Genomic DNA, 8,315 nt, shown 5'->3' with positions numbered 1-8,315 from the left:
CCGCTGTCGAAGCCGCGATTGCCCGGGCTAAAGCACGCAAACTTGAGCAGCAGACCGTCGCTGAAACGGCCGAACCGGTAGATCCACGCAAAGCCGCCGTCGCGGCCGCTATTGCACGCGCGCAGGCTAAAAAAGCCGCACAGCAGCAGGTTGTTAACGAGGAATAAATGGTATTCAGAATAGCAAGCTCCCCTTATACCCATAATCAGCGCCAGACATCACGCATTATGCTGCTGGTGTTAATTGCCGCATTACCGGGTATTGCCGCTCAGTTATGGTTCTTTGGTTGGGGAACGTTATTGCAGATAGTTCTCGCCTCTGCCAGCGCTATCGCCGCCGAAGCCAGCGTGCTAAAACTGCGTAAACAGCCCGTCGTCGCAATCCTGAAAGACAACTCCGCGTTGCTGACAGGATTGCTGCTTGCCGTCAGTATTCCGCCGCTTGCTCCATGGTGGATGGTGGTATTAGGTACTGTATTCGCGGTTATCATTGCCAAACAATTGTATGGCGGTCTCGGGCAGAATCCATTTAACCCCGCAATGATAGGCTATGTCGTCCTGCTTATTTCATTCCCGGTGCAGATGACCAGCTGGTTGCCACCGCATGAAATTGCGGCTACGGTGCCGGGTTTCTTTGATGCCCTGAACGTAATCTTTACCGGACATACCGTGGGCGGCAGTGATATGAACGCTCTACGCATGGGGATCGATGGCATCAGTCAGGCCACACCGCTGGATACGTTCAAAACATCGTTACACGCAGGACACTCCGTTGAACAAGTCATGCAGTATCCTATTTACAGCGGAATGCTCGCAGGCGCTGGCTGGCAGTGGGTGAACCTGGCCTGGCTGGCTGGCGGTGTAGTGTTATTGTGGCAAAAAGCAATTCGCTGGCATATCCCGGTCAGTTTTCTGCTATCGCTCGCCATCTGTGCGACGTTAGGCTGGTTTTTCTCCCCGGATTCACTGGCTTCACCACAGTTGCACCTGCTCTCAGGTGCAACTATGCTCGGCGCATTCTTTATTCTTACCGATCCCGTTACGGCATCAACAACTAACCGTGGTCGCCTGATTTTTGGCGCGCTTGCAGGTCTGTTAGTGTGGCTGATTCGCAGTTTTGGTGGGTATCCTGATGGCGTGGCCTTTGCCGTATTGCTGGCAAATATCACTGTTCCCCTGATTGATTATTACACCCGCCCTCGCGTGTACGGACATCGCTAAGGACAACATATGCTGAAAACGATTCGTAAACACGGTATCACTCTGGCACTGTTTGCTGCGGGCTCTACGGGGTTAACGGCAGCCATTAATCAGTTAACCAAGTCCACCATTGATGAACAGGCCGCACTGCAGCAAAAGGCGCTGTTCGATCAGGTTTTGCCTGGCGATCGCTACAATAATAATCTGCCTGAAAGCTGCTATCTGGTTAATGCACCGGCGTTGGGTAAAGGAACACACCACGTTTATATTGCCCGTCAGGATGACCGTCCGGTAGCGGCAATTCTGGAAGCTACCGCACCTGATGGATACTCTGGCGCTATTCAGTTGCTGGTCGGCGTCGATTTCAATGGTACCGTACTGGGTTCGCGCGTAACGGAACATCATGAAACGCCGGGGCTGGGTGATAAAATAGAGCTGCGTCTGTCCGACTGGATAACCCATTTTAGTGGCAAAAAAATCAGCACTGAAAATGACCCACACTGGGCGGTTAAAAAAGACGGTGGTGACTTTGACCAGTTCACTGGCGCGACCATCACCCCGCGTGCGGTAGTTAATGCAGTTAAACGCGCTGGTCTGTACGCGCAAACGCTGCCTGCGCAGCTTCCTCAACTTACCGCCTGTGGAGAATAAACCATGAGCGAAATTAAAGACGTCATTGTTCAGGGGCTATGGAAAAATAACTCCGCCCTGGTGCAGTTACTCGGCATGTGCCCACTGTTAGCGGTGACCTCTACCGCCACCAACGCCCTGGGTCTGGGGCTTGCTACAACACTGGTACTGACGCTGACTAACCTGACTATCTCAGCCCTGCGCCGCTGGACACCGCCTGAAATTCGTATCCCGATTTATGTCATGATCATCGCCTCAGTGGTGAGTGCGGTGCAGATGCTTATCAACGCATATGCCTTTGGTTTGTATCAGTCCCTGGGGATCTTCATTCCCTTAATTGTGACCAACTGTATTGTGGTTGGCCGTGCAGAAGCGTTTGCCGCTAAAAAAGGCCCCGCTTTATCCGCGCTCGATGGTTTTTCCATCGGCATGGGAGCAACCGGCGCGATGTTTGTCCTCGGATCACTGCGTGAAATCATTGGTAACGGGACATTGTTTGATGGCGCAGACGGCCTGCTGGGTAGCTGGGCCAAAGTGCTGCGCGTCGAGATTTTCCATACGGATACGCCGTTCCTGTTGGCCATGCTACCGCCGGGAGCGTTCATTGGTCTGGGACTGATGCTGGCAGTTAAATATCTTATTGATGAAAGAATGAAAAAGCGTCGTGCTGAGGCTGCAGTGACGGACAGTCCGGCAGGCGAGACAGGGAATGTGTAATGAACAAAGCGAAACGGCTGGAAATACTCACACGTCTGCGTGACAACAACCCGCATCCAACAACCGAGCTCAATTTTACCTCGCCGTTTGAGTTGCTGATTTCTGTTCTACTGTCGGCGCAGGCCACCGATGTCAGCGTCAATAAAGCCACTGCAAAGCTCTATCCCGTCGCCAATACCCCTGCCGCGATGCTGGATCTCGGTGTCGAAGGGGTTAAGTCGTATATTAAAACGATAGGCTTGTTTAACAGCAAAGCAGAAAACGTAATTAAAACCTGCCGTATTCTGCTGGAACAACATCATGGCGAAGTACCTGAAGATCGGGCTGCACTGGAAGCACTGCCCGGTGTCGGGCGCAAGACAGCGAATGTGGTGCTAAACACCGCCTTTGGTTGGCCTACCATCGCCGTCGACACCCATATTTTTCGAGTGTGTAATCGAACGCAATTCGCGCCGGGTAAAAACGTTGAGCAGGTAGAAGAAAAACTGCTGAAAGTTGTTCCCAGTGAATTTAAAGTCGATTGCCATCACTGGTTAATTCTTCATGGTCGCTACACCTGCATTGCCAGGAAACCACGTTGTGGCTCTTGTATCATCGAAGACCTCTGCGAATTCAAAGAGAAAGTCGATATCTGATAATGTTGGGGGCAAGAACCCTTGCCCACTTCCATAACGATTAGTTATGCACTTCTTAATCTCTCATTTCCCGTCAATGATGCCATAGTCGCGGGCATATCTGATGTAATATTCTTGTAAATTAACACCTGAGCAGGTTAATCGTTTTTTTAGTAATAGAAATTTCTATCCATCCGTGATCAAGATCACCATGATAACACAATGTAAAATATTTTTTATTTTGTAGTTAAAATGACAAGCAAATGACCTGACCCCGCCAATTCGATACAAAACATTACACTGGCTATTTTTAAGATAATGGCCTATATCACTGGATTCAACCTTGAATAGCAGAACATATCGCCACATTGCGGTTTTCGCCCCTATCTGACAGTGTAAAAATCTGCCATTTTTCAATTGAAGAAATTTAACGCTAGATAACATTTATTAGCCTGGATGATTTCACCAGTTCAGATATATGTAACAGATTATTACAAACCCCTTGTCTGAATGGTCAAGATAGTGAACATTACTTGCCGTTTCCCCTCCCACTATAACAATCGGACGGATGAACTTGACTCATCACGTACCTGAACACCCCCGTTGATATGGGATGTAAAAAAAGAGGTAAAAGTGTCTACTGCAAACAATAAACCAACTGAAAGCGTCAGTTTAAACGCCTTCAAACAACCAAAAGCGTTCTATCTCATTTTCTCGATTGAGCTGTGGGAACGTTTTGGCTATTACGGCCTGCAAGGAATTATGGCCGTCTACCTGGTGAAGCAACTGGGTATGTCAGAAGCGGATTCCATCACCCTTTTCTCATCCTTTAGCGCCCTGGTTTATGGTCTTGTTGCCATTGGCGGCTGGTTAGGTGACAAGGTTCTGGGAACGAAGCGTGTCATCATGCTGGGTGCTATTGTCCTGGCCATCGGTTATGCACTGGTTGCATGGTCTGGTCACGATGCGGGTATCGTTTATATGGGCATGGCGGCCATCGCGGTCGGTAACGGTCTGTTCAAAGCAAACCCATCATCCCTGCTGTCTACCTGCTATGCAAAAGATGACCCGCGTCTTGATGGTGCATTTACCATGTACTATATGTCCGTCAACATCGGTTCATTCTTCTCTATGCTGGCAACTCCATGGCTGGCTGCACATTACGGCTGGAGCACCGCGTTCGCACTGAGCGTCGTTGGTATGCTGATCACCGTCGTGAACTTCGCATTCTGCCAGCGTTGGGTCAAACAGTACGGTTCTAAACCTGACTTCGAGCCAATCAACTACCGTAACCTGCTGCTGACAATTGGTGGCGTTGTAGTTCTGATCGCTATCGCGACATGGCTGCTGCACAACCAGGGTATCGCACGTATGGTTCTGGGCGTTATCGCTATGGGCATCGTGGTTATCTTCGGTAAAGAAGCGTTCTCCATGCACGGTGCTGCGCGTCGTAAAATGATCGTCGCTTTTATTCTGATGCTGGAAGCGATTATCTTCTTCGTGCTTTACAGCCAGATGCCTACGTCACTGAACTTCTTTGCGATTCGTAACGTTGAACACTCTATTCTGGGCATCGCTTTCGAACCTGAGCAGTACCAGGCACTGAACCCATTCTGGATCATCATTGGCAGCCCAATCCTTGCCGCCATCTATAACAAGATGGGTGACACCCTGCCGATGCCAACCAAGTTTGCTATTGGTATGGTTCTGTGTTCTGGCGCGTTCCTGATCCTGCCGCTGGGTGCGAAATTCGCAACTGATGCGGGCATCGTTTCCGTTAACTGGCTGATCATCTGCTACGGTCTGCAAAGTATCGGTGAACTGATGATCTCTGGTCTGGGTCTGGCGATGGTTGCACAGCTGGTTCCGCAGCGCCTGATGGGCTTTATCATGGGTAGCTGGTTCCTGACTACCGCAGGCGCCAACATTATTGGTGGCTACGTTGCTAACATGATGGCAGTTCCAGAAAACGTTACTGACCCGCTGATGTCTCTTGAAGTATACGGACGTGTGTTCCTGCAGATTGGTATTGCTACAGCGGTTATTGCTGTTCTGATGCTGCTGACAGCACCGAAACTGAACCGTATGACTCAGGACGACGATGTAAGCGAGAAAGCCTCTAAGGCCGCAACAGCGTAATTCTCAGGGAAACTTATCTTAAGGCCGCTAACTTTATGTTAGCGGCTTTTTTTTTGTCTGAGGTAGCACTACCATACGATATACCTCAGCCAAAAGGAGTTACCGATGAAACTGTTCTACAAACCGGGCGCTTGTTCTCTTGCTTCCCACATCACACTGCGTGAGAGTGGTAAAGATTTCACGCTGGATGGTGTTGATCTGATGAAGAAACGTCTGGAAAACGGCGACGATTTTTTCGCGGTAAACCCAAAAGGACAAGTTCCCGCGCTGCTGCTTGATGACGGAACGCTACTGACCGAAGGCGTTGCCATCATGCAGTACCTGGCCGACTCTGTACCAGACCGTCAGCTCCTTGCCCCCACCAGCAGCCTCTCCCGCTACAAAACAATCGAGTGGCTTAACTTTATTGCTACAGAGCTGCATAAAGGCTTTACCCCTCTGTTTCGCCCCGATACACCAGAAGAGTACAAACCAACCGTTCGTGCTCTGCTGGAGAAAAAAATGCAATATGTAAATGAGTCATTAAAAGACAATCCGTGGATCTGTGGTCAACGTTTCAGCATTGCGGATGCCTATCTGTTCACCGTGCTGCGCTGGGCATATGCAGTGAAATTGAATATGGAAGGATTCAGCCATATCGAAGCGTATATGGCGCGTATGGCGGAGCGTCCGGCAGTGACTGCGGCGCTAAAAGCTGAAGGGTTAAACTAACTGTTTAGTGCCGGATAGCGCTAACGCTTATCCGGCATTTATTACAACTGCTATTACAACTGCGTTGCGCTAAAGTAGTGTTCCGGTTTAGCGATACGATCCTGAGCGGCAACCACCTGCAGCTCATACTCCTGCATCTCTTTGGTCGCGATCATAATTTCGTACACCGCCGCAGTCACATGTTCCAGCGCCTGTTGTAAAGACGCGCCCTGTAACAGCTTCACCAGCAGTAAACCGCTGGTAACATCACCAACGCCAACAGGCTGACGAGTACCAAAATCCACTAATGGCCGACTGATATGCCACGCTTGTTCAGCAGTCACCAGTAGCATCTCAAAACGATCCGTGCTGATACCCGCGCGAGCAAGGTGCTTAACCAACACAATTTCCGGACCCTGAGCAATCAGTTCACGAGCCGCTATCACTGCCTCATTCACATTGTTAACTGCGTGCTCACACAAGATTTCGAGTTCGACCAAATTGGGTGCGATAATATCGCTGGCCGGTAGCGCATGGCGTACATGAAATTCGGCAACACCCGGCGCAACAATACATCCTTTTTCTGGATGGCCCATTACCGGGTCGCAGAAATATTTCGCTTGTGGATTGGCTGCTTTAACTTTGCGCACAATGCCCAGAATATGCTCGCCCTGCTCTGCAGACCCCAGATATCCGCTTAGAACTGCGTCGCACTGCTGGAGTTTATCGATATCAGCAATACCCTGGACGATTTCAGTCAGGTGACTGGGCGGCATGACACAGCCTGTCCATTTACCGTACTGCGTGTGGTTGGAAAACTGAACGGTGTTAAGTGGCCAGACATTCGCGCCAAGACGACGCATCGGAAATTCTGCTGCACTATTGCCCGCATGGCCAAAAACAACGTGGGACTGGATGGCGAGGATATTCTTCATTTAACTTACCACAACCCTAGAATAATAAAGGGGCGTAGTTTCCCACGCCCCCGCTGACTTTTACTTACTTCCAGCAAATCAGGCAATAGTTCTTTTTGCCACGGCGCAGTAAGGTGTAGCGACCGAACAAAATATCACTCTCCTGGAAGAAATATTCCGGGTCAGATTGTTTCTCACCGTTGATAGTGACCGCGTTAGACGCAATAGTCTTACGCGCCTGGCCGCGAGAGGGTTGCAGTTCGGAATCAACCAGTGCCTGCATCAGATCGGCACCTTTTTCCATCTCAATCATCGGTACGCCATCCTGTGCCAGTTGTTCGAAATCAGCTTCGCTCAGGGAGCCCAGATCACCGTTGAACAGGCTTTCGGTAATGCGTTTTGCCGCCACCAGCCCTTCTTCACCATGAACCAGACGTGTCACTTGTTCAGCCAGAACATACTGAGCACGAGGCGCTTTGCCGCTGTTCTTATCTTCTTCTTCCAAAGCGTTGATCTCTTCAATGTCCATAAAGGTGAAGAATTTAAGGAAGCGATACACATCAGCATCAGCGGTGTTAATCCAGAACTGGTAGAACTTATACGGACTGGTTTTTTTCGGATCCAGCCATACTGCGCCACCTTCTGTTTTACCGAATTTGGTACCGTCTGCTTTGGTGATCAGCGGAACAGTCAGGCCAAACACCTGGTTCTGATGCAGGCGGCGAGTCAGGTCGATACCAGAGGTAATGTTACCCCACTGGTCAGAACCACCGATTTGCAACGCAACGCCGTGCAGTTTGTTCAGGCAAGCGAAGTCGTAACCCTGCAACAGGTTGTATGAAAACTCGGTAAAAGAGATCCCCTGATCGTCACGGTTAAGACGTTGCTTCACCGCTTCTTTGTTGATCATCTGGTTAACGGAGAAGTGTTTGCCGATATCACGCAGGAAAGTCAGTACGTTCATACCGCCAAACCAGTCGTAGTTGTTCGCAGCAATCGCAGAGTTGTCGCCACAGTCGAAATCGAGGAACGGCGCAACCTGTTTGCGGATCTTATCCACCCACTCCTGCACGGTGTCTTCGGTGTTCAGTTTACGCTCGGCGGCTTTAAAGCTCGGGTCACCAATCAGCCCCGTTGCACCACCTACCAGTGCGACAGGCTTATGGCCCGCCTGCTGGAAGCGTTTCAGGCATAACAATGGAACCAGATGCCCCAAATGCAAGCTGTCAGCGGTAGGATCGAAGCCGCAATAGAGCGCGATCGGGCCTTGCGCCAGTCGCTCTGCTAACGCTTCCTCGTCCGTCACCTGGGCCACCAGCCCCCGCTCTTGCAATTGTTTAATCAAGTTACTGCTTGCCATCAAAATCTCCATGTATAAAACGACTGCACCTTTGCCGGTACACGACTTTTCG

Annotated in this window: 8 protein-coding genes; 6 read left to right on the top strand and 2 right to left on the bottom strand. The window is 50.2% G+C overall.

The genetic code is table 11. The annotated features are described in order from the left end of the window. Positions 1-167 precede the first annotated feature (167 nt). The 6 genes from rsxD to gstA all read left to right on the top strand — a co-directional run bounded on the left by rsxD (position 168) and on the right by gstA (position 6,010). On the top strand, positions 168-1,220 hold the full coding sequence (gene rsxD / locus AACS05_RS10685) for an electron transport complex subunit RsxD (RefSeq protein ID WP_045442563.1): 1,053 nt from the start codon (positions 168-170) through the stop codon (positions 1,218-1,220). A 9-nt stretch (positions 1,221-1,229) separates the two neighbouring features. Next, complete coding sequence (rsxG, locus tag AACS05_RS10680) at positions 1,230-1,850, top strand: electron transport complex subunit RsxG (protein ID WP_045442560.1); 621 nt, start codon at positions 1,230-1,232, stop codon at positions 1,848-1,850. Positions 1,851-1,853: 3 nt separating this feature from the next. Continuing rightward, complete coding sequence (locus tag AACS05_RS10675; RefSeq protein WP_045442557.1) at positions 1,854-2,546, top strand: electron transport complex subunit E; 693 nt, start codon at positions 1,854-1,856, stop codon at positions 2,544-2,546. Beyond that, positions 2,546-3,181: an endonuclease III gene (gene nth / locus AACS05_RS10670; RefSeq protein ID WP_045442555.1), complete on the top strand. Its 636-nt coding sequence runs from the start codon at positions 2,546-2,548 to the stop codon at positions 3,179-3,181. Before AACS05_RS10675 ends, nth begins: the two co-directional genes overlap by 1 nt. Before the next feature lie 612 nt (positions 3,182-3,793). Beyond that, positions 3,794-5,299, top strand: coding sequence for a dipeptide/tripeptide permease DtpA (dtpA, locus tag AACS05_RS10665; protein WP_045442553.1), 1,506 nt, complete (start codon positions 3,794-3,796; stop codon positions 5,297-5,299). 105 nt (positions 5,300-5,404) lie between these two features. Continuing rightward, positions 5,405-6,010 (top strand): glutathione transferase GstA, encoded by a 606-nt coding sequence (gene gstA, locus AACS05_RS10660; protein WP_045442550.1) that lies wholly within the window; start codon positions 5,405-5,407, stop codon positions 6,008-6,010. A gap of 53 nt (positions 6,011-6,063) precedes the next feature. Here the strand turns inward: gstA and pdxY are convergent, their stop codons facing one another. After that, positions 6,064-6,924, bottom strand: a complete 861-nt coding sequence (gene pdxY / locus AACS05_RS10655; RefSeq protein WP_045442547.1) for a pyridoxal kinase PdxY — start codon at positions 6,922-6,924, stop codon at positions 6,064-6,066. Positions 6,925-6,988: 64 nt separating this feature from the next. Further along, positions 6,989-8,263, bottom strand: coding sequence for a tyrosine--tRNA ligase (gene tyrS / locus AACS05_RS10650; RefSeq protein WP_045442543.1), 1,275 nt, complete (start codon positions 8,261-8,263; stop codon positions 6,989-6,991). Positions 8,264-8,315 lie beyond the last annotated feature (52 nt).

Source organism: Citrobacter sp. S-77, from assembly GCF_963864895.1.
Lineage (GTDB): Bacteria > Pseudomonadota > Gammaproteobacteria > Enterobacterales > Enterobacteriaceae > Citrobacter > Citrobacter murliniae.
This window is presented reverse-complemented; position numbering and strand designations above follow the sequence as displayed.